This window comes from Bradyrhizobium sp. 1200_D9_N1_1, assembly GCF_052075915.1.
GTDB classification, from domain to species: Bacteria; Pseudomonadota; Alphaproteobacteria; order Rhizobiales; family Xanthobacteraceae; genus Bradyrhizobium; species Bradyrhizobium diazoefficiens.
On the sequence record NZ_CP197226.1, the window covers coordinates 8361140 to 8381267 of the forward strand.

The following is a 20128-nucleotide window of genomic DNA, read 5'->3' on the forward strand; positions in this document are numbered from 1 at the left end:
CGCACCTTTGCTCAAGGACACATCATGGACAAGCTGCCCGCGCAAATGACCGTGGTCGCCATCTCCAAGCCCGGCGGACCGGAGGTGCTGGTGCCGGAACAACGGGCCCTGCCGCAGCCCGGTCCCGACGAGATCCTGGTCAAGGTGCAGGCCGCCGGCGTCAACCGGCCCGACGTGGCGCAGCGCTCCGGCGCCTATCCGCCGCCGCCCGGCGCCAGCGACCTGCCGGGCCTTGAGATCGCGGGTGAAGTCGTCGCCGTCGGCGGCAATGCCAAGCGGCACAAGATCGGCGACAAGGTGATGTCGCTGGTCGCCGGCGGGGGCTATGCGCAGTACTGCATCGCCCAGGACGCCCAGGCGATGAGCGTGCCGCCGGCGCTGTCGATCAAGGAAGCCGGCGCGCTGCCGGAAACCCTGATGACGGTCTGGCACAATGTGTTCGAGCGCGGCGGCCTCAAGGCCGGCGAGACGCTGCTGATCCATGGCGGCTCCTCCGGCATCGGCACCATGGCGATCCAGCTTGCGAAGGCGTTCGGCGCGAAGGTGTTCGTCACCGTCGGCTCGCAGGACAAGATCGATGCCTGCCTCAAGCTCGGGGCCGACCGCGCCATCAACTACAAGACCGAAGACTTCGTCGCCGTGGTGAAGACGGAGACCGGCAATGCCGGCGTCAACCTGATCCTCGACATGGTCGCCGGCGAGTATGTGGACCGCAACTACGACGCTGCCGCGGTTGACGGCCGCATCGTCCAGATCGCGACCCTCAACGGCCCCAAGGTCAGCGTCAACATCGCCAAGGTCATGGTCAAGCGCCTGACGCATACCGGCTCGACGCTGCGCCCCCGTAGTAATGCGGACAAGGCGGCGATGGTGGCCGCGATCGAGGCAAAAGTGATGCCGCTTCTGCGCGAAGGCCGGGTCAAACCGGTGATGGACAGCGCTTTCCCGCTGGAAAAGGCGGCCGATGCCCACCGGCGCATGGAGACGAGCGCACATATTGGCAAAATTGTGTTGGAGGCCTAGGCCTCTGACCCATAGGGGACGCCGGAAACCCTTTGATTTTCCTTGCTTTCGTGGCATCTATCGCGACGCACCGAACCAATTCCGTCCGGTCTGAAATCGCCTTGCACACGAAGTTTGCGTCGAACGCGGAGAACTGACCTTGCGTCTGATCAGGTGCCTCGCGCCCATCGCGCTGGGCCTCATGATTCTTGTCGCCGCGCTTCCGGCGCGCGCGCTCGACGCCGTCAGCGTCCGCGGTGACGCGCCCGCGATCGACCTCACCGGCGTGCTCGAGCATCAGCGCAGCGATGCCGACCGTATCCAGGTCTCGACCGCGCCCGGCACCGACGGCATCGTCCGCCGCATCGAGGTGCGCGCCCGCGAGGGCGGCCAGAACTGGGTGGTGTTCGCGCTCGCCAACAACACCGACGACCAGCTCGACCGCCTGATCGTCGCCCCGCATTACCGCATCGTCTCGTCAGGCCTGCTGTGGCCCGACCTCGGCCTGTCGCGCATCGCGACCATCACGCCCTCGACCGGCGACCGGCCGGAGCGGCAGGAAAGCCCGACCGCCGACGTCTTCCGCGTCACGCTCGATCCCGGCGCCGTCATCACCTTCGTCGCGGAGCTGCGCACCGACAAGCTGCCGCAGCTCTATCTGTGGGAGCCGGAAGCCTACAAGGACAAGGTCAACTCCTTCACGCTCTACCAGGGCATCGTGATCGGCATTTCGGGGCTGCTGGCGCTCGTTCTCACGATTCTGTTCGTGGTGAAGGGCAGCATCATGTTCCCGGCGGCCGCGGCGCTGGCCTGGGCGGTGCTGGTCTATATCGGCGTCGATTTCGGCTTCTGGGGCAAGGTGCTCGACATGTCGAACAACGCCGAGCGCATCTGGCGCGCGGCGGGTGAAGCGATCCTGGCGGCGACGCTGCTGGTGTTCCTGTTCGCCTATCTCAACCTCAGTCGATGGCATGTGCGCTATTCGCACATCACGGTGGGCTGGCTCGCCTTCCTCGGCTCGCTGGTCGCACTGGCGCTGTTCGACCCGGCGGTGGCCTCCGGCATCGCGCGCATCTCGCTGGTGCTGATCGCCTTCGCCGGCTTCGCGCTCATCGTCTATCTCTCCACCCACGGCTTCGACCGCGCGGTGCTCTTGATTCCGACCTGGTTCCTCCTGGTGGTCTGGGTGGTCGCGGCCGGCATGACGGTGGCGGGCTCCGTCACCAACGACATCGTCGGCCCGGCGCTGCTCGGCGGCCTCGTGCTGATCGTGATGCTGATCGGCTTCACGGTGATGCAGCACGCCTTCGCCGGCGGCGGCGCCACCACCGGCGTCGTCTCCGACATCGAGCGGCGCGCACTGGCGCTCGCCGGTTCCGGCGATTTGATCTGGGACTGGGACGTTTCCGCCGACAAGGTCTTCACCAGCCCCGAGACCGAAGCCCTGCTCGGCCTCAAGCGCGGCACGCTGGAAGGCCCGGCGGCGTCCTGGCTGGAAGTGCTGCATCCGCTTGACCAGGACCGTTTCCGCGCCGCGCTCGACAGCGTGCTCGACCAGCGCCGCGGCCGCCTGGTGCAGGACTTCCGCCTGCGCACCCCGGACGGTCATTTCATGTGGTTCGCGCTGAAGGCGCGTCCCGTGGTCGGCTCCGACGGCGAGGTCTCGCGCGTGGTCGGCACGCTCACCGACGTCACCGAGCTGCGCAATGCCGAGGAGCGCCTGCTGCACGATTCCGTGCATGACAACCTCACCGGCCTGCCCAACCGCAAGCTGTTCATGGACCGGCTGGGTGCGGTCGCGCATTTCGCCAAGACCATGCCGACGCTGCGGCCGACGCTGATGGTGATCGACCTCGACCGCTTCAAGCAGGTCAACGATTCCGTCGGCATCGCGGTCGGCGATTCCATCCTGCTGACGCTGGCCCGCCGCCTCACCCGCATCCTGAAGCCGCAGGACACGCTGGCGCGGCTCGCCGGCGACCAGTTCGGCCTGATCCTGCTGTCGGAGCAGGATCCCGCCCGCATCACCGCCTTCGCCGAGACCATCCGCAAGACCATCCGCGCGCCGATCGCCTTCAACGAGCGCGAGATTTTTCTCACGGCCTCAATCGGGCTCGCACTTTCCGATCCTCAGACGCAATTGACGGACGAGATCATCAAGGATGCCGAGCTGGCGATGTATCACTCCAAGCGCATCGGCGGCGATCGCATCGACGTCTACAAGCCGGCGATGCGCGCCCGCAAGACCGACCGCCTGACGCTGGAAAGCGAGCTGCGCCGCGCCATCGAGCGGCAGGAGCTCACCATCCTCTACCAGCCGATCGTCCGGCTGGAGGACCGCTCCGTCGCCGGCTTCGAGGCGCTGGCGCGCTGGGACCACCCCAAGCTCGGGCGCATGGCGCCGTCGGAATTCATCACCATCGCCGAAGAGACCGGCCTGATCGTCGACCTCGGCATGTTCGTGCTCGACCAGACCGCAAAGCAGCTCTCTATCTGGCAGCGCGCGATGCGCTCGCGCGAGCCGATCTTCGCCTCCGTCAACGTCTCCTCGCGGCAATTGCTGCGCCACGACCTGATCCACGACATCCGCACCGTGCTGTCGCGCTCGTCGGTGGCGCGCGGCACGCTGAAGCTGGAATTGACGGAATCGCTGGTGATGGAGAACCCGGAGCACGCGGCGCAGATGCTGACGCGGATCCGCGAGCTCGGCACCGGGCTGTCGCTCGACGATTTCGGCACCGGCCATTCCTCGCTGGCCTATCTCCAGCGATTCCCGTTCGACACCATCAAGATCGACCAGTCGTTCGTGCGCACCACCAACCGCGGCACCCGCCCGGTGATCCTGAAGTCGATCATCGCGCTCGCGCACGACCTCGGCATGGACGTGGTCGCCGAAGGCGCCGAGACCGATTCCGACGCGGTCGAGCTCTACCAGATGGGCTGCGAATACGCGCAGGGCTTTGCCTTCGGCGAGCCGATGGACGCCGATGCGGCGATGCGCCTGCTGACGGAAGTGCGGCTGGAAGCGGCGAGCTGAACCCGCGACTCGCGCGCCACATCAACCTCGAGGTCGGCAGCTTCACCGCCGCCGGTCGTTCTTCTTCTTTTTCGTGAACCTGACGCTCGCGCCGTCCGGCATCCGTGTCGCCACGAACCCGGCGGCGAGGCAGGCCTCGCGCTGCGGCATCTGGATGTCGGGGCTGCGCAGGCTGTCCCACCACGAGGCACGATTCGCCGCACGCGGCAGGGCCGCGCCGATGATCTCCTCGATCTGTTCAAAGCTCAGCACGAATTCGTCCTGCTTCTGCCGCAGCAGATAGTCGCGCAACGCGTCGTAGTCGTTCACCGTCGTCCTCTCGTCCGAAGCCGGATTTGCCCGATCGGGCCTGCCCAAAACCGTGAGCCGCATCAACCGTTTCTTAACTCATTGCGGCAGTGCCGTCCTACCTTAAACACTACTCAAGCTTTCGGGCGCATCCACTAGGATCGGGAGCAAACGATGCTGTCTGGATGGCGCGAAGTCACGGCCCGCCGGCCGTGGCGGATCTCGGCGAAATTGCTGATCATATCGTCCGTCGTGACGGTGATCGGCTTTTCCACCATTTGCGTCAACGTCATGCTCGACATGCGCCGCGGCGAGGAGGCACTCGCCCGCCAGACGCTGGAAAACCTGGCGACGACCATCGAGTCCGACGTCAGCCGCAACATCGAGATCTACGACCTGTCGCTGAAGGCGGTCGCCAACAACATGCTGCTGCCCGAGCTCGCGATGGTCTCCAAGACGGTCCGCCACCTCATCCTGTTCGACCATGCGACCACGGCACGGCATTTCGGCGCGATCCAGGTGTTCGATGCCGAGGGCAGGCTGACCATCGACGCTTCCACGCTCGATCCCCTGCCGGAGAGCCGGAGCGAGGAGGACTACTTTAGGGTTCATCACGACAATCCGGAAGCGGGCCTCTTCATCAGCCGGCCGATGCTGTTCCGCGGCACCTATTCCATCGTGCTCAGCCGGCGCATCAGCGACACCGACGGCGGCTTCCTTGGCGTCGTCGCCGGCTCGATCCGCTTCAGCTATTTCCACGAATTGTTCGAGCGCCTGAGCCTCGACCCTGAAGACACCATCACCGTGCTCAGGCGCGACCGCACCATCATCATGCGGCGGCCGTTCGATCTCGACGTCATTGGCAAGAACCTCGGCACGCGACCGGACTGGAAACCGGAAAACCTCCAGGTCGGAGGCTCCTTTGCGGGCAAGGGCCCGGTCGACGCCACCCCGCGGCTCTATGTCCGCAGCGGCGGGTCCAGTCCGCTGTTCGTGGTGGCCGGCAAGCCGCTGAGCGCCGTGTTCGCGCTGTGGCAGAAGGAAGCTTATCGCATCGGCGCCGTGGTGCTGGCGCTTGCACTGTTCGTGCTGGGATCGACGCTCGTGCTCGCACGCGAGATCGACCGACGCGCCGAGGCCGAGCGCAAGCTCGAGGAGATGGCAACAACCGACGCGCTCACCGGCCTGAAGAACCGCCGCAAGTTCGATGCTGTCATCGATGTCGAATGGCGGCGCGCGATGCGCCAGAAGACGCCGGTCGCGCTCCTGATGATCGATGCCGATCACTTCAAGGCCTACAACGACACGTTCGGCCACCAGGCCGGCGACCAGCTGCTGGTCGGCATCGCCATCTGCATTTCCGATTCGGTGAGCCGCGCCGGCGACTGCGCCGCGCGCTATGGCGGCGAGGAATTCGCCGTGCTGCTGCCGAACACCTCCGCCACCGAGGCCTTCGGGATCGCCGAGGCGATCCGCGGCAAGGTGCAGGGCTGGTCCGACGATGCGGCGACCTCGACGGTCTCCTGCGGCATCGCCAGTCTCGTCCCCGCCGCCGGCATGGACTGGTCGATCCTGGTCGCCGCCGCCGACAAGGCGCTCTATGCCGCGAAGGCGGGCGGGCGTAACCAGTCCGTGGTCGCGAGCTTGCCGAAGCTGTCGCTGGTGGCGTGATCTAGGCTGTCATTCCGGGGCGGCTCGAAGAGCCGAACCCGGAATCTCGAGATCCCCCGGTGCGCAATTGCGCACCTGAGGTCTGGTCCTTCGGACCATCCCGGGATGACATCGAAGGCGTCCGCCTTCGATGTCACTGCCCCAGATACTTCTTCATCTCCGCGATCAACCCGTCGCGCAGCTCGGGGCGCTTCAGGCCGTAGGCGATGTTGGCGCGGAGGAAGCCGGGCTTGGAGCCGCAATCATGGCGCTCGCCTTCGAACTCGACGCCGTAGAATTTCTGCGACCTGGCGAGGCCGATCATGGCGTCGGTGAGCTGGATCTCGCCGCCGGCGCCGCGCTCCTGGGTCTCCAGGATCTTGAAGATCTCCGGCTGGAGGATGTAGCGGCCGGTGATGGAGAGGTTGGAGGGCGCGGTGCCCTTGGCCGGCTTCTCGACCATGCCGTCGACCTCGAACATCTTGCCGGTGCGCTTGCCGACGCCGCAGATGCCGTATTGATGGGTGAGATGGTCGGGCACTGCCTCGACCGCGATCAGGTTGGATTTGTCGCCGAGCGAGGACGCCGTCTCGATCATCTGCTTCAGGCAGCCGGGCGTGTTGAGCACGAGCTCGTCGGGCAGCACGACCGCGAACGGCTCGTTGCCGACGATGTCGCGGGCGCACCAGACCGCGTGACCGAGACCAAGCGGCGCCTGCTGGCGGGTGAAGCTGACGGCGCCGGCTTCCGGCTGGTTCTGCGCCAGGATCTCCTGCTCGGCCTTCTTGCCGCGCGCAGCCAGCGTCGCGTCGAGCTCGAACATCTTGTCGAAATGATCTTCGATGACATTCTTGTTGCGGCCGGTGACGAAGATGAAGTGCTCGATGCCGGCTTCCCTCGCCTCGTCATAGACGTACTGGATCAGCGGCTTATCGACGATGGTCAGCATTTCCTTCGGCATCGCCTTGGTGGCGGGCAGGACGCGGGTGCCGAGGCCGGCGACGGGGAATACGGCTTTGCGGATTTTCATGGGATCGATCGAATACCTGAGGACGTGAACGGAGCAATGTGATCTTGCTAGCTTGTTTGCAACCGCTAACAAAGGCGGATGTGGGGCCTCGCCGTTACAGAGTTGAGAAAAAGGCCGACACCAAAATTTCATCTTTGTTAAGCTATTGGCAACCGCAACCGGGCCTCCTGATGGCGGATTTTTGGCCTGACAGGTGGGACATGATGCAATCAGTGGCAGGACTGGCAAAACGTGCTGGATCCGTGACCAGCGTGGCGTTGGTTGCGGCTGCCTTGCTGCTGCCGGCTTGCGCGCAGGCACAGGCGCAGAACGGCCTGTCGAACCTGTTCGGCGGTATTTTCTCCGGCTCGAACCCTGCTCCCTCGCAAGCCCCGCCAGGTCCCGGCGGCGCGCAACCCTGGAGCGGCGAGGACGGCGCTTCCGGCCATCCGCTGATGACGGCGGCCGCGATCCGCGAGGCCGCCTCCAATTTCAACAATTGCGTTGCGGGGATGTGGCCCGATGCCGCACGCCGCAACATCACCCAGGAGAATTTTCAGCGCTTCACCGCAGGGCTCGCGCCCGACCTGCGCATCATGGACCTGATGGACTCGCAGCCGGAGTTCACCAAGTCGATCTGGGACTATCTCGACATTCTCGTGAACGACAACCGCCTCGCCAAGGGCCGCGAGGTGCTCGCCAAATACAAGGCGCAGTTCGACGCCACCGAAAAGGCCACTGGCGTCGATCGCTACATCATCGCCTCGATCTGGGGCATCGAGTCCAATTACTCGACGCAGATGGGCGACCGCAGCGTGCTGCAATCGACCGCGACGCTCGCCTGCATCGGCCGCCGCCAGGCTTATTTCAAGGACGAATTCCTCTCCGCGCTGGAGATCCTCAACCGCGGCGATCTCAGGCCCGAGCAGATGCGCGGCTCCTGGGCCGGCGCCTTCGGCCCGACCCAGTTCATGCCGACCGCCTTCAAGCGCTTTGCCGTGGACGGCGATGGCGACGGACGGCGCGACGTCGTCGACAATCCCACCGACCTGATCGCCTCCACCGCCAACAACCTGAAGAAGGACGGCTGGCAGGCCGGCCAGACCTGGGGCTTTGAGGTCGTGGTGCCCCAGGGATTCAACTACATGCTGGCGGACCGCGCCAAGGCGATGACGATCGCGCAATGGGAAAAGCTCGGCCTCAAGCGCCCGACGGGCCAGCCCTTCCCGCATCCGGCGGAGAAAGCCTATCTGCTGGCGCCGGCGGGCGCGCAGGGGCCGGGCTTCCTGATGCTTCAGAACTACCGGGTCATCATGAAGTACAACCCGGCCGAGGCCTATGCGCTGGCGATCGGCCATTTCGCTGACCGCCTGCGTGGGGGGCAGCCCTTCGTGCAGCCCTGGCCGCGGCAGGAACGGGAGCTGGCCCGCACGGAACGGCTGGAACTCCAGCAATTGCTGGCCCAGCGCGGCTTCTACAAGGGCACCCCGGACGGCCAGTTCGGCGGCCAGACCCGGGAGGCCCTGCGCAACTTCCAGGCCTCGATCGGGGTCCCCGCGGACGGTTTTGCCTCCTCGGACGTGCTGGAACGGCTGCGCGGACGGTGAAATCGCGCCGAAAGTAACCCTGGACAGGGATTTCGCCTGACGGCCTTGACGGGGGCGGCGGTTCCCCGGTGTATGGCCAAAGAATCTGCGAGAGAATCTGCAATAGAATCTGCCCGTTTGGCGCCTGATTCCGTTATTATATCGAGCCACTTCCAGACCCGTTGCGGGTGCCCGAGATCGCATGTCGAAGAAGTCCCTGTTCAAGGCGCTGACCGAGACCGGCCCGCTGATCGCGCTGGGGACGGCGCTTGCGATTCTGGTATCGGTCGCGGGGCCCGCCTCGGCGCAGTTCTTCAACTTCCCCGGCTTCGGCGGCCCGCCGCAACGTTCGGCCCCGCCGCCGCGTCAAGGCGGAGGTGGCGGCTGGTTCGGCGGCGACTTCTTCGCACCGTTCCAGCAGCAACAACCGCAGGCCCCGCGCCAGGATTTCTCGCGCGCGCCGGCACCTAGCAAGCGTGACACCATTCCCGACAAGAACGTGCTGGTGATCGGCGACGCCATGGCGGACTGGCTCGCCTACGGCCTGGAAGATGCCTACAGCGAGCAGCCCGACATGGGCGTGATCCGCAAGCACAAGACCACGTCCGGCCTGATCAAGTACCAGCCCAAGGGCGAACCTTCGGACTGGGCGGCGGCGGCCAAGGGCATCCTCGAGACCGAGAAGCCTGACGTCATAGTCGTCATGCTCGGCCTCAACGATCGCATCTCGATCCGCGAGCCGGTGACTGAGAAATCCGACAAGGCTTCGGACAAGGACAAGAAGAACGACAAGGGCGCGCGCGCCAAGCCGCAAGGAAAGCCTGACGCGAAACCCGGCGACGCCAAGCCCGACACCGCGGCGAAGCCGGACGACAAGCCGGCCGATGCCGACCTGCCGCAGGATGACGCCGACAACGCCGACGCGCCGCAGGTCGCTGCTCCCGAGAAGACCGCACGCAACCCGAACGGCCTCTACGAATTCCGCGACGACCGCTGGGTCGAGCTCTACGCCAAGAAGATCGAGGAGCTGGCCAACGTCCTGAAGGCCAAGGGCGTGCCGGTGCTCTGGGTCGGCCTGCCCGCGATCCGCGGCCCCAAGGGCACGGCGGACATGCTGTTCCTGGATTCGCTCTATCGCGAGGGCGCGGCCAAGGCCGGCATCACCTATGTCGATGTCTGGGACGGCTTCGTCGACGAAGCCGGCCGCTTCCTCCAGAAGGGTCCTGACTTCGAAGGCCAGATCCGTCAGCTCCGCACCTATGATGGCGTCTTTTTCACCAAGCCCGGCGCGCGCAAGCTGGCGCATTATGTCGAGCGCGAAATCACGCGCCTGCTCGCAGGCCGCTCCGGCCCGATCGCGCTGCCGAGCGAGCCGGCGACGCCCGACACCAGCGTCGAGCCCGGCAAGCCCGCGCCGCGCCCGCTCGCCGGCCCGATCGTGCCGCTAGTCGCGGCCTCGATCTCGACCGATCAATTGCTGGGCGGCCCGGGCTCGCGTCCCGCTGCCGTCGATGCGCTCGCTGCCAAGACGATGGTGAAAGGCGAGCCGCTGACGGCCCCCGCAGGCCGTGCCGACGATTATGCCTGGCCGCGCCGCGAAGTCGGCCGCGAGCAGGCCAAGGGCGATACGCCGATGGCCACGACGACGCCCGACGGCGGCGCTGCTGCTCCCGGCGCGCCGGGCGCGGCGGCTGCTGCGATCGCGCCGCCAAAGCTCGCACCGAAGAAACCGCCGGTGGTGCAGCAGCCGGCCCAGGCGACGCCGTCGTTCCGTGATTTCTTCGGCTTCGGCTCGCCGCAGCCGGCACCGCGTCAGCTGGCGCCGGCACCAGGGCCGCGCAATCCAGCCCAAAACCCCGCGATCCCGCGTCCGCCGGGCAATGTCGGCCGATCGGCGGAAGTTATCCGGTAGCTGGATTTCTGATGTGATGCGATTCCGGGCGCGCGAAGCGCGAGCCCGGAATGACGAGGCGGGGTGGCTCAGCCGTAATAGCGCCAGCGCGGCGGCGGGCGGCGTGCCGGCCGTGACATCAGCAGCGCGAGCGCGAAGCCGATGCCGCCAGCGACGAGCAGTGCGCCGAGCGGATTGTCCTGCACCTTCCTGGCAATCGCCTGCGAACCATCGCGGAAGGTCTCGCCGCTGTTGTCGTAGGCATCCTTGGCGTAGCCGGCCGCGGTCTCGCTGGCCTCACGCACGGCGTCCTTGGCCTGGCCGTAGAGATTCTGCACGGTGCCGGCAGCCTCGCGCGCCTTGCCCGACGCCTGTGTCTGCGCATCGCCCGCCAGATCTCCGACTGCGCCTTCCGCGCGGCCAGCGAATTCCTTGGCCGATCCAACAATTCGATCCTTGTCCATGTGGTCCTCCTCAGGGGTCAGCCGGAGTAACCGATCAGGCGCAGCGCAGTTCCAATCGCCTAGAGCAATCGCCTAGAGAATGAGTCCGCCATCGACGACCAGCGTCTGGCCGATGATGTAGGACGACAGCGGCGATGCCAGAAACAGCGCCGCGCCCGCCATGTCAGCCGGCGTGCCCAATCGCCGCAGGGGAATGCGCGACAAGGCACCTTCGAGCCGCTTGGGATTGTCGGTCGTGACCTTCGTCATTTTGGTATCGACGAGGCCGGGCGCGATACCGTTGACGCGAATGCCGTCCTCGGCCCAGGCCTCCCCTAGCGTGCGCGTCAATCCGACCGCACCGGTCTTCGAGGCGTTGTAGGCGGGATTGCCCATGGTGGAATGATAGGCCGCGGTCGAGGACACCATGATCAGCGCGCCCTTCGCATCCCGCAACATGGAATGAAACCGCGTCGCGCACGCCATCAGGCTCATCAGATTGACCTCGACGACCTTGCGGAAGCCGGTCATTTCAAATTCGCCCCGGCGATAGATCACAGCGCCTTGCGCAAGCACGAGGATGTCGAGACGATCGAAGGACGGCTTGAAGGCTTCGATCGCAGCGGGATTGCTGACGTCGAGCTGCGCGTAAGCGAGGCCGGTGAGATCGGAGCCATCCTCCGCCGAATATTCCGCAGGTTGAGCACGCGTGCCGCAGACCGCGACATGCGCGCCCCTGGCGCGAAAGGCTTGCGCGATGCCGTTGCCGATTCCGCTGGAACCGCCGACGACCAGCACCTGCTTGCCCGAAAAATCCAGCTCGTTCGCCATCGCGACCTCCCCTTTTATTTTGCTTGTTTGACCTGTCTGCGGATCGATGCCAGCCTTGTCAATCTCATAACAAGAAACAGAAGGACGCGAGGAAACAGCATGTCCGAATTCAAACAGCTGAGCCGGTCCGTGAAAGGCTTGACCGTTCTCGTCACCGGTGCGGCCAGCGGCATGGGGCGCGCGACGGCGCGCGTGTTCGCCGCCGAGGGTGCGAACGTCGCGGTGACCGATTATGACGAGCAAGGCGCGATATCCGTCGCGAAGGAGATCGCAGCGAGCGGCGGGTCGGCGAAGGCCTGGAAGCTCGATGTCGCCGACGGCGGCGAGATCAAGCGCGTGGTCCATGACGTTGCAGCGCATTTCGGCGGGCTCGACATCGTCGTCAACAATGCCGGCATCTCCGTGCGTGTCGCGATCGATGACGAGACGTACGAAGATGCCTGGGCCAGGGGCATCGCCGTGATGCTGACGGCGCATCCGCGCATCATCCGCGCCGCGCTGCCTCACTTGCGCAAATCGAAGAGCCCGCGCATCGTCAACATTGCCTCGACCGAGGCGCTCGGCGCCACCGCGCTGCACAGTCCCTATTCGGCGGCGAAGGGCGGCGTGGCGAGCCTGACCCGCTCGCTCGCGGTCGAGCTCGGCCGCGAAGGCATCACCGTCAACTGCATCTGCCCGGGTCCGATCCGCACCGCGATCACCGACCGTATCTCGGAAGAGCACAAGACCATCTACGCCAAGCGTCGGACGGCACTCGGCCGCTACGGCGATCCCGAGGAGGTCGCGCACATGACGCTGAGCCTGTGCCTGCCGGCCGCGTCGTTCCTGACCGGCGCGGTGATCCCGGTCGACGGCGGCCTGATGGCGCGCAACGCGTAATAGGTATGCTGCGCAAGCGTTGACATCTGCGGTTGCCGGAGTAGCTTTTTTGTCAACAGAGCGGGAGCAACCGCTCGCGGTCCGCGGGAGAAAACGCCATGACGATCGCCATCCGGCAGCTTCAGACGCATTTTGTCGGCCAGGTTTCCGGCCTCGATTTGCGAAAGCCGCTCACGCCGGGCGAGGCCCGCGAGGTCGAGTCCGCCATGGACAAATACGCGGTGCTCGTTTTCCACGACCAGGACATCACCGACGAGCAGCAGATGGCTTTCGCGCTGAACTTCGGCCAGCGCGAGGACGCGCGCGGCGGCACGGTCACCAAGGAGAAGGACTACCGGCTGCAATCCGGCCTGAACGACGTCTCCAATCTCGGCAAGGACGGCAAGCCGCTGGCCAAGGACAGCCGCACGCACCTGTTCAATCTCGGCAACTGCCTCTGGCACTCCGACAGCTCGTTCCGTCCCATTCCCGCAAAATTCTCGCTGCTGTCGGCGCGCGTGGTGAACCCGACGGGCGGCAACACCGAATTCGCGGACATGCGCGCCGCCTATGACGCGCTCGACGACGAGACCAAGGCCGAAATCGAGGACCTCGTCTGCGAGCACTCGCTGATGTATTCGCGCGGCTCGCTCGGCTTCACCGAGTACACCGACGAAGAGAAGCAGATGTTCAAGCCGGTCCTGCAACGCCTCGTGCGCACCCATCCGGTCCACCGCCGCAAGTCGCTGTATCTCTCGTCGCATGCCGGCAAGATCGCCAGCATGAGCGTGCCGGAGGGGCGGCTGCTGTTGCGCGATCTCAACGAGCACGCGACGCAGCCGGAATTCGTCTACGTCCACAAATGGAAGCTGCATGACCTCGTGATGTGGGACAACCGCCAGACCATGCACCGCGTCCGCCGCTACGACCAGTCCCAGCCCCGCGACATGCGCCGCGCGACGGTGGCGGGGACGGAGCCGACGGTGCAGCAGCAGGCGGCGGAGTAGGTGCTACTCAGCAATCGGTGTCGTCGCCCGGCTTGACCGGGCGATCCAGTATTCCAGAGGCAGCAGTGATAGAATCGAGAAGCTGCGGCGTACTGGATGCCCCGGTCAAGCCGGGGCATGACAGCGGAGGCTGAGGCACGACAGCCGACGACGGCACACCAGCTACGCGTGCCCTGCCTCGTTCGAGAGCATGCCGGGATCGATGCCGATCTTGCGCAAGGCGCGGCCGTATTTTTCGTCGACGTCGTCGCCGAAGATCAGGTCCGCATCCGCATCGCAATGCAGCCAGCCGTTGCTCTGGATTTCGGTCTCGAGCTGGCCCGGCGCCCAGCCGGCATAGCCGAGCGCGAGGATGGCGTGCTTGGGGCCGGAGCCGTTGGCGATCGCGCGCAGGATATCGACGGTTGCAGTGAGGCAGACGCCGTCGTCGATCCGGAGCGTCGCGTTCTCGATGTAGAAATCGCTGGAATGCAGCACGAAGCCGCGCCCGGTATCGACCGGACCGCCGCGCAGCACCTTCATGCTTTCGGCGTTCTCCGGCAGCTTGATGTGCTCGCCCTTCCTGATGATGCCGAGCTGCTCCAACAGCTCGGGGAAGTCGATGCTGCCGGCGGGATGGTTGACGATGATGCCCATCGCGCCTTCGGCCGAATGGGCGCAGAGATAGATCACCGAGCGCTCGAAGCGCGCATCGCCCATCACGGGCATGGCGATCAGGAGGCGGCCGTCGAGGTAGCCGGCCGAACTGGGGGGCGCGGGGCCCGTGCTGCGGGTGCTTTCGCCCGTCCTCTTGCCTGTGGGAGCCATCGGTGAAGCACTCCGGTTTCAATTCCTATCCTGATGTTGGGCCCGGCCGCTGTCAAATCAAGGCTTGCAGAGACCTGATTCGAGTGCATCCATCACAAGCAATTCAATGGTTTGACCCGGGTTGCCCCTGTAAAGACGTACCATGCTCACAAGAGTTCCCCTGCGTGCGGCGATCGGCGTCGCGACAACCCTGCTTGCGTCGTCACTGGCCCTCGCAGCCCGCGCCGACGACGCCTCGCCCTGGCAGCGCGACGGACATTCCGCGGTGCGCCTATTGGCGGGATCACGCAGCGGCGCCGTGCTGCTCGGCGGTATCGCCTTCCAGCTCCAGCCGGGCTGGAAGACGTACTGGCGTACGCCCGGGGATTCCGGTGTACCGCCGCGGTTCGACTTCTCGAAATCGGAGAATGTCGAGGCTGTGACGATCATGTGGCCGGCGCCGCTGAAGTTCGACGACGGCGCGGGCGGCCATTCGATCGGCTATCACGACCAGATCGTGCTGCCCTTGCGCATCGTCGCCAAGGCCGCCGACAAGCCGGTGACCTTGCGCGCCGAGATCAACTACGCGGTGTGCGAAAAGCTCTGCATTCCCGTCGAGGCCAGCGCCGAGCTCGGCTTCAACAGCGTCGCCTCGACCGAGGACGCCAACCTGCGTGCAGCGCTCGACACCGTGCCGAAGCCCGCCAATATCGGCGACCCCAATCCGCTGACCATTCGCGACGTCAAGCGCGACGGGCCCAAGAACGTGGTGGTCGACGTCGTCGCGCCGGCGGATGCGCGCAAGGTCAATCTGTTCGTCGAAGGGCCGACGCCGGATTGGTCGCTGCCGATTCCCGCGCCGGTCGAGCCCAGCCCGCCCGGCGTGAAACGCTTTTCCTTCGAGCTCGACGGACTGCCACCGGGCGCCAAGCCCGAGGGCGCCGCGCTGAAGTTTACGCTGGTCGGGCCGGAGAAGTCGTACGAGTTCAATACGAATTTGGAGTGATGGTCGTCCTGGACAAGCGTAGCGAAGCGGAGCGCCGATCCAGGACCCATTACCCCTGGGAGCAGTCGTGACGCGAAGCTGCTAACCCCGGGCCTTCGCCAAACTTCTCCCTGGGGTAATGGGTCCTGGCTTTCGCCAGGACGACGACGGAAAGCACCCAACCGAATCTTAACGAATGGTTGCTAATTCCCGAGGTTGCTGCAGCAAGGCTGCCGCGGCATGCGGAACGCCCTGGGGATTTTCGAATTGGCCGTGATGGATGCACAACCCGCAACGACCGGACCGGACGGGCTGATCGCGCGGCTGCGGGCTAGGCTCTCGGGCGGATCGAGCGAAGCGTCGCTGACGCGGCGGCTGGCCGGCACCATCTTCATCATCCGCGTCATCAGCGCGGGCCTTGCCTATTTTTCGCAGGTCCTGCTCGCGCGCTGGATGGGCACGTCCGACTACGGCATCTACGTCTATGTCTGGACCTGGGTGCTGCTGCTCGGCAGCATGATGGATTTCGGCATCTCGGCCTCCGCACAGAAGATCATTCCGGAGTATCGCACCGGCGGCGAGCATGCGCTGCTGCGCGGCTTTCTCTCCGGCAGCCGCTGGCTGACCTTTGCCGTCTCCGCGCTGGTGTCGCTCGGCCTCGCCGGCATCGTCAGGCTGCTGTCGCCCTGGATCGATCCGGCCGAGGCGCTGCCGCTTTATATCGGCTGCATGACGCTGCCCGCCTTCGTCGTCGCCAACACCCAGGACGGCATCGCCCGCTCGCATGACTGGATGCAGCTCGGCCTGATGCCGCAATTCATCATCCGCCAGGCGCTGATCATCGGCATCACGGCTTCTGCCTTCCTGCTCGGCTATCATATCGGCGCGGTCGCCGCGATGGTCGCGAGCCTGGGTGCGGTGTGGATCGCAATGACCGGGCAGATGGTGGTGCTGAACCGTAAGCTCGCCGGCTATATCGAGCCCGGGCCGAAGGCCTATGACATCGGCGGCTGGCTCGCCGTCTCGCTGCCGATCCTGCTGGTGGAGAGCTTCTATCTGCTGCTGTCCTACACCGACGTGCTGGTGCTTCAGCAGTTCCGCCCCTCCGACGAGGTCGGCGTCTACTTCGCGGTGGTGAAGACGCTGGCGCTGGTCTCGTTCATCCACTACGCGATGTCGGCGACGACCGCGCACCGCTTCGCCGAATACAACGCTAGCGGCGACAAGGCGCGCCTATCGGCCTATGTCGCACATGCCATCAACTGGACGTTCTGGCCGTCGCTGGCGGCGACCATCCTGCTGCTCGCGTTCGGCAAGCCGCTGCTCTGGCTGTTCGGGCCGCAATTCACGGTCGGCTACGACATCATGTTCGTCGCCGCGATCGGGCTGGTCGTGCGCGCCGCCATCGGCCCGGTGGAGCGGCTGCTCAACATGCTCGGGCAGCAGAAGATCTGCGCGCTGGCCTATGCGCTGGCCTTCGTGATGAACGTCGTGCTCTGCGTCGCGCTGGTGCCGCGCTTCGGCGGCCATGGCGCCGCGGCCGCGACCTCGATCTCGCTCAGCTTCGAGACGGTGCTGCTGTTCTGGATCGTGCGGCAGCGCCTCGGCCTGCACGTTCTGGCGTTTGGAAAATAGCCGCTCGCCTGCCCTGCCCCTTGGGGAACGCCTATTGCGTAACGGGCTCGGAAACGAGGCGAAACGACTGCCATTCGCCGGTCGGTAGCATGATTTTTCTTATTTGATCCAAGAGGTTGCTTCCCAGGGAAAATTTATTCTACGTCATATTGCCCAACTGACGAGATAAACCTAAGATTCCCCAGACCATGATTGATCCGCTTTACGTCGCCTCGGGTTTTGGCGTCGGCCTGCTTGTCGGGATGACCGGCGTGGGTGGCGGCTCGTTGATGACACCGCTGCTGATCCTGCTGTTCGGCGTCCATCCGTCCACCGCTGTCGGCACCGACCTGCTTTATGCCGCCGCCACCAAGACCGGCGGCAGCGTGGTGCATGGCTGGTCGCGCAGCGTGCACTGGCCGGCGGTGCTGCGGCTCGCCTGCGGCAGCCTCCCGGCAAGCGCGCTGACGCTGCTCGTGCTGTGGCAGCTCGATCTCAGGAGCGATGCCGAGCGCAGCCTCGTCAATCTGGTGCTGTGCTTCGCCCTGCTGCTAACCGCAACGTCCCTGATCTTCCGCAAGGCGATCATGGAACGCTACCGCAGAAAGCGGGAGCGCGTCGACGAGCGCACCACGGCGATTGCGACCGTGGTCACGGGAATCGTGCTCGGTGTGCTGGTGTCGATTTCGTCCGTCGGCGCCGGCGCGGTCGGCGTGACCGTGCTGCTGCTACTCTACCCGCGCCTGCCGATGGCGACCATCGTCGGCTCCGACATCGCCCATGCGGTGCCGCTGACGCTGGTCGCGGGCATCGGACATTGGGCGCTTGGTGACGTCGATTGGGGGCTGATGGGGGTGCTGCTGCTGGGCTCGCTGCCCGGCATCATCGTCGGCAGCTTCAGCGCGACGCGCGTCCCCGAGACGGTGCTGCGCCTGACGCTTGCCAGCGTGCTGTTCGTGGTCGCCAGCAAGATCATGTTTGCGGAGCTGAACCTGTCATCCGCGTTCGTGACGGCGCTGGCCTGGACGCATTGAACGGAAACGTCGTGCGAGAACTCGTAGGGCGGGCAAAGCCAAGCGTGCCCACCGCCTTTCGTCAATCTGAGAAAGTATGGCGGGCACGGCGCTGACGCGCCTTTGCCCACCCTACGGCATCGAGTGCCTACTCCGCCGTCCAGCCGCCGTCGATCGAGAGGTTGGTGCCGGTGATCTGCGCGGCATCGTCGCTGCACAGGAACAGCGCCAGTGCGGCGACCTGCTCGGAGGTGACGAACTCCTTGGTCGGCTGGGCGTCGAGCAGCACGTCGTTGATGACCTGCTCACGCGTGAGATTGCGCGCCTTCATCGTGTCGGGGATCTGCTTCTCGACCAGCGGCGTCCAGACATAGCCGGGGCTGATGCAGTTGCAGGTGATCTTGTGGGTCGCGACTTCCAGCGCCACGGTCTTGGTAAGACCGGCGATGCCGTGCTTGGCCGAGACGTAGGCCGACTTGAAGGGCGAGGCGACCAGCGAGTGCGCCGACGCCGTGTTGATGATGCGACCCCAGCCCTTCTTCTTCATGCCGGGCACCGCGGCGCGAATGGCATGGAAGGCCGAGGACAGGTTGATCGCGATGATCTGGTCCCATTTCTCCGGCGGGAATTCCTCGATCGGCGAGACGAACTGGATGCCGGCATTGTTGACGAGGACGTCGACCGAGCCGAAGGTCTTCTCGCCGAGCGCGATCATCCCGGCGATCTCGGCCGGCTTGGTCATGTCGGCGGGCGAGTAGATCGCCTTCCCGCCGAAGTCCGCCTCGATCTTCGCACGTTCCTTCTCGATGTCCTCGGCCGAGCCGAAGCCGTTGATGACGACGTTGGCACCGGCCGCCGCGAAGGCACGCGCATAGGCGAGCCCGATACCGCTGGTCGATCCGGTCACGACGGCGTTCTTGCCTGACAGACTACCCATTCTATTCGCTCCTTTTTGCCGGGGGCGCGGAGACGTCCCCCGTGAGATCGTAGGTCACCATGGTCTCGCCGGATTGCGGCTGATCGAGCCTGTCCTTGTGGCGCATCGACAGATGCACGTCGCGCACGCCGGCTTCCCAATGCTCGACCATGGCCACGTGCGAGAAATCATAGTCCTTGGACGAGGATTCGTAATTCTTGCTGCGGTAGATCAGGTGCACCACGGTGACCGTGCTCTCACGAGATGCCTTCGCAAGGAATTCGACGGAAGGGTCGTTCTTGAGATAATCGGGCAATTTGGAAATCAGGTCGCGCACCGCCCTGCGGGCGTTGTGGATCTGCTTGTTCTTGTCGGTGTTCATCCGCGTGCGGCTGGAGAAGCGGATGTCCTTCTCGCGCTCGGTGGCCTCTAACAGCGAATTCGGCAGGTCGCCGCGGGCGCTGAACAGATCCACCTGGAAGATCAGCATGTCGCGAGCCACCTCGGCATCGAGCACGTAGTCGAGCGGCGTGTTGGAGGCGATGCCGCCGTCCCAGTAATGCTCGCCGTCGATGACGACGGACGGAAAGCCCGGCGGCAGCGCGCCGGAGGCCATGATGTGCTCGGGACCGATCTTCTTGCCGAGTTTCTTGAACTCGTAATTGTCGAAATATTTGAAGTTGCCGGAGGTGACGCCGACGGCGCCGACGGAGAAGCGCGTCTTGAGGTCGTTGATGCGGTCGAAATCGACCAGCCGCTCCAGCGTCTTCTTCAGGGGCGACGTGTCGTAGTAGCTTTCCGCTTCGGGATGGCCCGGCGGCCACATCGGCGCGGGCGGGACGCGCGGGACGAAGAAGCCGGGTACGCCGAAGGTCGCGATCAGCGCGGCGCTGGTAGAGTTGAACAGCTCGCGGCTGTGGTCGCTCTTGCCGATCGGCTTCCACGGCACCGGCGCCGAGACCATCTCCCAGAATTCCTTCATCCGCTTGACGCGGGTGTGGCCCTCATTGCCGGCGATGATGGCGGCGTTGACCGCCCCGATGGAGATGCCGGCGACCCATTCGGGCTCGAAGCCATAGCCGCACAGCGCCTGATAGGCGCCGGCCTGATAGGAGCCGAGCGCACCGCCGCCCTGCAACACCAGGACACGTTGCGCATTTGCGGGGACGCTGGCGGTTTCCGGGCTGGTATGATCTGTCATACGGGAACAAT

Annotated in this window: 17 protein-coding genes; 10 read left to right on the plus strand and 7 right to left on the minus strand. The window is 65.4% G+C overall.

The genetic code is table 11. The features are described 5' to 3' along the window. Window positions 1–24: 24 nt before the first annotated feature. Both AB5K84_RS39490 and AB5K84_RS39495 read left to right on the plus strand, forming a co-directional pair. Window positions 25–1023, plus strand: a complete 999-nt coding sequence (locus AB5K84_RS39490) for an NAD(P)H-quinone oxidoreductase (protein WP_011084319.1) — start codon at window positions 25–27, stop codon at window positions 1021–1023. Between the two features lie 139 nt (window positions 1024–1162). Continuing rightward, window positions 1163–4039: an EAL domain-containing protein gene (locus tag AB5K84_RS39495; RefSeq protein ID WP_028173457.1), complete on the plus strand. Its 2877-nt coding sequence runs from the start codon at window positions 1163–1165 to the stop codon at window positions 4037–4039. Window positions 4040–4081: 42 nt separating this feature from the next. Here AB5K84_RS39495 and AB5K84_RS39500 read toward each other — a convergent pair whose 3' ends face one another. Beyond that, window positions 4082–4348: a DUF7662 domain-containing protein gene (locus tag AB5K84_RS39500; protein ID WP_028173458.1), complete on the minus strand. Its 267-nt coding sequence runs from the start codon at window positions 4346–4348 to the stop codon at window positions 4082–4084. A gap of 153 nt (window positions 4349–4501) precedes the next feature. Between AB5K84_RS39500 and AB5K84_RS39505 the strand changes: the two genes are divergently transcribed. After that, the gene (locus tag AB5K84_RS39505) at window positions 4502–5998 is read left to right on the plus strand and encodes a sensor domain-containing diguanylate cyclase (RefSeq protein ID WP_011084316.1); all 1497 of its coding nucleotides are present in this window, start codon (window positions 4502–4504) and stop codon (window positions 5996–5998) included. Between the two features lie 133 nt (window positions 5999–6131). Here AB5K84_RS39505 and AB5K84_RS39510 read toward each other — a convergent pair whose 3' ends face one another. After that, complete coding sequence (locus AB5K84_RS39510; RefSeq protein WP_011084315.1) at window positions 6132–7007, minus strand: UTP--glucose-1-phosphate uridylyltransferase; 876 nt, start codon at window positions 7005–7007, stop codon at window positions 6132–6134. 203 nt (window positions 7008–7210) lie between these two features. Between AB5K84_RS39510 and AB5K84_RS39515 the strand changes: the two genes are divergently transcribed. Beyond that, the gene (locus AB5K84_RS39515; RefSeq protein ID WP_370163494.1) at window positions 7211–8593 is read left to right on the plus strand and encodes a lytic murein transglycosylase; all 1383 of its coding nucleotides are present in this window, start codon (window positions 7211–7213) and stop codon (window positions 8591–8593) included. 181 nt (window positions 8594–8774) lie between these two features. Next, window positions 8775–10484, plus strand: a complete 1710-nt coding sequence (locus AB5K84_RS39520) for an SGNH/GDSL hydrolase family protein (RefSeq protein WP_011084313.1) — start codon at window positions 8775–8777, stop codon at window positions 10482–10484. Between the two features lie 68 nt (window positions 10485–10552). Here the strand turns inward: AB5K84_RS39520 and AB5K84_RS39525 are convergent, their stop codons facing one another. Beyond that, complete coding sequence (locus tag AB5K84_RS39525; RefSeq protein WP_011084312.1) at window positions 10553–10927, minus strand: CsbD family protein; 375 nt, start codon at window positions 10925–10927, stop codon at window positions 10553–10555. Window positions 10928–10999: 72 nt separating this feature from the next. Then, a complete protein-coding gene (locus AB5K84_RS39530; protein WP_011084311.1) occupies window positions 11000–11737 on the minus strand; it encodes an SDR family NAD(P)-dependent oxidoreductase in 738 nt (245 codons plus the stop codon). Between the two features lie 99 nt (window positions 11738–11836). Between AB5K84_RS39530 and AB5K84_RS39535 the strand changes: the two genes are divergently transcribed. Together AB5K84_RS39535 and AB5K84_RS39540 are read left to right on the plus strand one after the other, a co-directional pair. Beyond that, a complete protein-coding gene (locus tag AB5K84_RS39535; RefSeq protein WP_038965382.1) occupies window positions 11837–12616 on the plus strand; it encodes an SDR family NAD(P)-dependent oxidoreductase in 780 nt (259 codons plus the stop codon). A gap of 98 nt (window positions 12617–12714) precedes the next feature. Continuing rightward, complete coding sequence (locus AB5K84_RS39540; protein WP_011084309.1) at window positions 12715–13602, plus strand: TauD/TfdA dioxygenase family protein; 888 nt, start codon at window positions 12715–12717, stop codon at window positions 13600–13602. A 162-nt stretch (window positions 13603–13764) separates the two neighbouring features. Here the strand turns inward: AB5K84_RS39540 and AB5K84_RS39545 are convergent, their stop codons facing one another. Next, window positions 13765–14409: a YqgE/AlgH family protein gene (locus tag AB5K84_RS39545; protein ID WP_011084308.1), complete on the minus strand. Its 645-nt coding sequence runs from the start codon at window positions 14407–14409 to the stop codon at window positions 13765–13767. 142 nt (window positions 14410–14551) lie between these two features. Between AB5K84_RS39545 and AB5K84_RS39550 the strand changes: the two genes are divergently transcribed. From AB5K84_RS39550 to AB5K84_RS39560, 3 genes are all read left to right on the plus strand, one after another. Continuing rightward, the gene (locus AB5K84_RS39550; protein WP_011084307.1) at window positions 14552–15394 is read left to right on the plus strand and encodes a protein-disulfide reductase DsbD domain-containing protein; all 843 of its coding nucleotides are present in this window, start codon (window positions 14552–14554) and stop codon (window positions 15392–15394) included. A 246-nt stretch (window positions 15395–15640) separates the two neighbouring features. Further along, the gene (locus tag AB5K84_RS39555) at window positions 15641–17008 is read left to right on the plus strand and encodes a flippase (protein ID WP_038965385.1); all 1368 of its coding nucleotides are present in this window, start codon (window positions 15641–15643) and stop codon (window positions 17006–17008) included. Window positions 17009–17196: 188 nt separating this feature from the next. Beyond that, the gene (locus AB5K84_RS39560; RefSeq protein WP_011084305.1) at window positions 17197–18021 is read left to right on the plus strand and encodes a sulfite exporter TauE/SafE family protein; all 825 of its coding nucleotides are present in this window, start codon (window positions 17197–17199) and stop codon (window positions 18019–18021) included. 127 nt (window positions 18022–18148) lie between these two features. Here AB5K84_RS39560 and AB5K84_RS39565 read toward each other — a convergent pair whose 3' ends face one another. Both AB5K84_RS39565 and AB5K84_RS39570 read right to left on the minus strand, forming a co-directional pair. Beyond that, window positions 18149–18937 (minus strand): 3-hydroxybutyrate dehydrogenase, encoded by a 789-nt coding sequence (locus AB5K84_RS39565; protein ID WP_011084304.1) that lies wholly within the window; start codon window positions 18935–18937, stop codon window positions 18149–18151. Between the two features lies 1 nt (window position 18938). Continuing rightward, the gene (locus AB5K84_RS39570) at window positions 18939–20117 is read right to left on the minus strand and encodes a DUF3734 domain-containing protein (protein WP_011084303.1); all 1179 of its coding nucleotides are present in this window, start codon (window positions 20115–20117) and stop codon (window positions 18939–18941) included. Between the last annotated feature and the right edge of the window lie 11 nt (window positions 20118–20128).

Excerpts from the sequence above, each read along its gene's own strand:
- AB5K84_RS39540 (WP_011084309.1), top strand. The coding sequence starts at position 12,715 with ATGACGATCGCCATCCGGCAGCTTCAGACGCATTTTGTCGGCCAGGTT.
- AB5K84_RS39510 (WP_011084315.1), bottom strand. The coding sequence starts at position 7,007 with ATGAAAATCCGCAAAGCCGTATTCCCCGTCGCCGGCCTCGGCACCCGC.
- AB5K84_RS39550 (WP_011084307.1), top strand. The coding sequence starts at position 14,552 with ATGCTCACAAGAGTTCCCCTGCGTGCGGCGATCGGCGTCGCGACAACC.
- AB5K84_RS39570 (WP_011084303.1), bottom strand. The coding sequence starts at position 20,117 with ATGACAGATCATACCAGCCCGGAAACCGCCAGCGTCCCCGCAAATGCG.
- AB5K84_RS39505 (WP_011084316.1), top strand. The coding sequence starts at position 4,502 with ATGCTGTCTGGATGGCGCGAAGTCACGGCCCGCCGGCCGTGGCGGATC.
- AB5K84_RS39520 (WP_011084313.1), top strand. The coding sequence starts at position 8,775 with ATGTCGAAGAAGTCCCTGTTCAAGGCGCTGACCGAGACCGGCCCGCTG.
- AB5K84_RS39515 (WP_370163494.1), top strand. The coding sequence starts at position 7,211 with ATGCAATCAGTGGCAGGACTGGCAAAACGTGCTGGATCCGTGACCAGC.
- AB5K84_RS39560 (WP_011084305.1), top strand. The coding sequence starts at position 17,197 with ATGATTGATCCGCTTTACGTCGCCTCGGGTTTTGGCGTCGGCCTGCTT.
- AB5K84_RS39525 (WP_011084312.1), bottom strand. The coding sequence starts at position 10,927 with ATGGACAAGGATCGAATTGTTGGATCGGCCAAGGAATTCGCTGGCCGC.
- AB5K84_RS39530 (WP_011084311.1), bottom strand. The coding sequence starts at position 11,737 with ATGGCGAACGAGCTGGATTTTTCGGGCAAGCAGGTGCTGGTCGTCGGC.
- AB5K84_RS39490 (WP_011084319.1), top strand. The coding sequence starts at position 25 with ATGGACAAGCTGCCCGCGCAAATGACCGTGGTCGCCATCTCCAAGCCC.
- AB5K84_RS39535 (WP_038965382.1), top strand. The coding sequence starts at position 11,837 with ATGTCCGAATTCAAACAGCTGAGCCGGTCCGTGAAAGGCTTGACCGTT.
- AB5K84_RS39545 (WP_011084308.1), bottom strand. The coding sequence starts at position 14,409 with ATGGCTCCCACAGGCAAGAGGACGGGCGAAAGCACCCGCAGCACGGGC.
- AB5K84_RS39565 (WP_011084304.1), bottom strand. The coding sequence starts at position 18,937 with ATGGGTAGTCTGTCAGGCAAGAACGCCGTCGTGACCGGATCGACCAGC.